The sequence below is a fragment of the Ferruginibacter sp. genome (assembly GCF_014377975.1).
Classification (GTDB): domain Bacteria; phylum Bacteroidota; class Bacteroidia; order Chitinophagales; family Chitinophagaceae; genus Ferruginibacter.
Window position 1 is genome coordinate 1 of the sequence record NZ_JACMOO010000427.1, and the last position, 3,255, is coordinate 3,255.

Consider the following 3,255-nt stretch of genomic DNA (forward strand, 5'->3'; position numbering starts at 1 on the left):
AACGTCATTTGTAGTAATTGCCGGGGTGTTGGTTTCGTGGAATGTGACAAAAATGACAAAGGAATTTTATTTCTTACTCATCCTTCTTAGTCTTGGTGCCTATGGCTTTTTCATTTCGCTTGACCTATTTATTCTTTTCTTTTTTCTTGAAATTGCCGTGATACCAAAATACTTACTCATCGGCATTTGGGGAAGTGGTAAAAAAGAATACGCAGCCAATAAATTGGCGCTAATGTTAATGGGTGGTTCTGCGTTGGTACTGGTAGGTTTATTAGGTGTTTATTTTGGTAGTCCGGCAAAAACATTCGACCTGATTGCCTTATCTCAATTGAATATTCCGGTGGCAGTTCAAAAAATTTGTTTCCCACTTTTATTTGTTGGGTTTGGTGTTTTTACAGCCTTATTTCCTTTTCATACCTGGGTGCCCGATGGTCACTCTTCTGCTCCTACGGCAGGGTCTATGTTCCTGGCGGGTATCTCGATGAAACTCGGTGGATACGGGTGTTTACGGGTAGCAACCTACATCATGCCGGATGGCGCAAAAGAATATGCCAATATAATTATCCTGCTGTCAACCATTGCCATTTTATACGGCGCCTTTGTTACTATGATGCAGAAGGATTTGAAATACATCAACGCCTATTCTTCTGTGAGCCATTGCGGATTTGTTTTATTGGGTATCGGTATGTTAACTAAAACGGCGATGACAGGTGCTGTACTGCAAATGGTTTCGCATGGTTTAATGACGGCTCTTTTCTTTGCTGTTATTGGTATGATTTACGAACGCACACATACAAGGCAGGTAAATGAAATGGGAGGATTGCTTAAAGTAATGCCATTTATTACCACCGTATTATTTATTGTAGGGTTCTGTTCATTGGGCTTGCCAGGGCTAAGTGGTTTTGTTGCAGAGATGACCATTTTTATGGGTAGCTGGCAAAACCCTGATCCGTTTCACCGCATTGCAACCATTGCTGCCTGTATGTCTATTGTGGTAACAGCGGTGTATATTTTAAGGGCCATCGGGCAAACAGCCATGGGGCCTTTAAAAGCAGGGTATGAAAACTTAGGTGATGCAACATGGAATGAAAAAGCAGCAGCTGTAATATTAATTGCCGGAATTATTGCCATTGGTATTGCACCTTTCTGGTTAAATGATTTGATTAGTCCGGCAACAGAAATAATCATGCATAAACTGGAAGCTGTGCACACTGCATTTTAGAAGAAATGGGTTTCTAAGTTGGGGAATGCTGATTATTTAATAGTGCAGCTCTTTAATTGTTGTTCGTTGAATTGCCTCTTCCATGAGGACGAGGGAATTTAAAAAAATAACTTCCGGGCTTTAGCCTGAATATTATTTTGTGCTAAAGCTTTGGAAAAATGCTTTCTTTTATTACTGCCCTCAAGGGCAATGTAATTTAAGTCTTCGCAGTCAGCAAAGATTTGAATTTTTTATCCCTCGTTAAGGATATAGGAACAAATAATTAAACTGTATGTTAAACGACTTTCTAATATTAATGAAATCTGAACTGGTAATCACAGGCATTATCTTTTTGCTGTTATTTATTAAGGTAGGCACGGATATAAAAAACGATCGCCTGTTGCCGCTGATCCAAATAGTATTACTTGCAAATGTGGTGGCTGGTTTTATTTTTAATGAGGACGGTAGTTTATTTGGCGGGCTTTTTACAACCAATGCTCTGATTGCTTTTCAGAAAAGTATTTTAAGCCTTGGTATTTACCTGATCTCCTTATTATTTACAGACTGGTTCAAGAAAAACGAACACATGCCGGAGTTTTTTATGCTAATGTTGTCTGCGGTTTTGGGTATGTTTTTAATGATTTCCAGTGGCAGCTTCCTGATGTTCTTTTTATCGCTTGAGCTTTCTACCATCCCGGTGGCAGCAATGGCTAATTTTGATCTGGAGAAAAAAATATCCAGCGAAGGGGCAATGAAAATGATTTTATCATCGGCATTTTCATCGGGCATTTTATTGTTCGGTATTTCTTTAATTTATGGCGCTACCGGTACCATTAATTTCGCGGAACTGCCATCCTTGCTGGATAACAGTCCTTTGCAAATACTTGCTTTTGTGTTTTTATTTACTGCCTTTGCATTTAAATTATCCATCGTTCCATTTCATTTATGGACGGCGGATGTGTATGAAGGTTCGCCGGTTGCAGTAACATCGTTTTTATCGGTAATCTCAAAGGGTTCCATTGCATTTATATTGCTAACCACCCTGTACAAAGTATTTGCACCCATGCATGAAATATGGTACAATATGGTAATGCTGTTATCTATTGTTACCATGATTGTGGGTAACCTGTTTGCGTTGCGCCAGCAAAATATAAAACGCTTCCTTGCTTTTTCATCCATTGCACAAGTTGGTTTTATATTGGTGGGTCTTAGCAGTAATTCAGCAAAGGGCACAGCATCGGTTGTATATTTTGTGTTGATCTATTTGTTCTCCAATCTTGCAGCGTTTGGTGTTGCAGGAGCTATATCTCAACAAACCGGTAAAGAAAGAATTGATGATTTTAAAGGTCTGTACCAAACCAATCCATTCCTCAGCTGGATATTGGCGCTGGCATTATTTTCACTGGCGGGCATACCGCCAACGGCGGGATTTTTTGGTAAATTATTTTTGATTACAGCAGGAGCCTCCAAAGGCAATTACTTTTTTATTACGGTTGCTGCATTAAATTTAATTGTGTCTTTGTATTATTACCTGCGGGTAATCAGGGCAGTCTTTATGGATAAAAATGAACAGCCCATTGAAAAAATTTATTTAAATCCTTCTGTTAAGCTGGGCATGATTATTTGCGGGGCAGGTATTGTACTCACCGGATTACTAAGCTGGATATACGATTACATTACATCGCTAACAATGTAATAAAAATAATATGGCAATTAATAAAAATCATGAGTTTGAAGAACTAAACGGTGTTAAATGTGGCATCGTGGAAAAGAATGTATTCCCAGAAAGGGTTCAGTTTTTAAAAAAAATATTGGAGTACAATAAATATACGGTTGTAGTGGTGGCCTCACCGCCACCAAAAGGATTGCCAGCGCCGGTTGTAAAAACCGTAGACGCTATTGAACCTCCTTTGCCTCCACTACTTCCTGCCACACCGGAAACAAGTACAGTAGGGGTAACCGATTATACTTTTAACCCCATCAATGCAATTTTCGGAAGGTTGTTACATACACCCAACGGGCATGTTGTTACGCAGGCTTACTGGCAACAAAAA

At 39.3% G+C, this 3,255-nt stretch carries 3 protein-coding genes; all 3 read left to right on the forward strand.

Features of this window, described 5'->3' with window-relative positions; all coding sequences use genetic code 11:
- The coding region (locus tag H7254_RS20775; protein WP_301934799.1) for a NuoM family protein at positions 1 to 1,222 on the forward strand (1,222 nt) is incomplete at its 5' end.
- A gap of 271 nt (positions 1,223 to 1,493) precedes the next feature.
- Positions 1,494 to 2,897, forward strand: coding sequence for an NADH-quinone oxidoreductase subunit N (locus tag H7254_RS20780; protein WP_301934800.1), 1,404 nt, complete (start codon positions 1,494 to 1,496; stop codon positions 2,895 to 2,897).
- A 10-nt stretch (positions 2,898 to 2,907) separates the two neighbouring features.
- On the forward strand, positions 2,908 to 3,255 hold a 348-nt coding region (locus tag H7254_RS20785), incomplete at its 3' end, for a hypothetical protein (protein ID WP_301934801.1).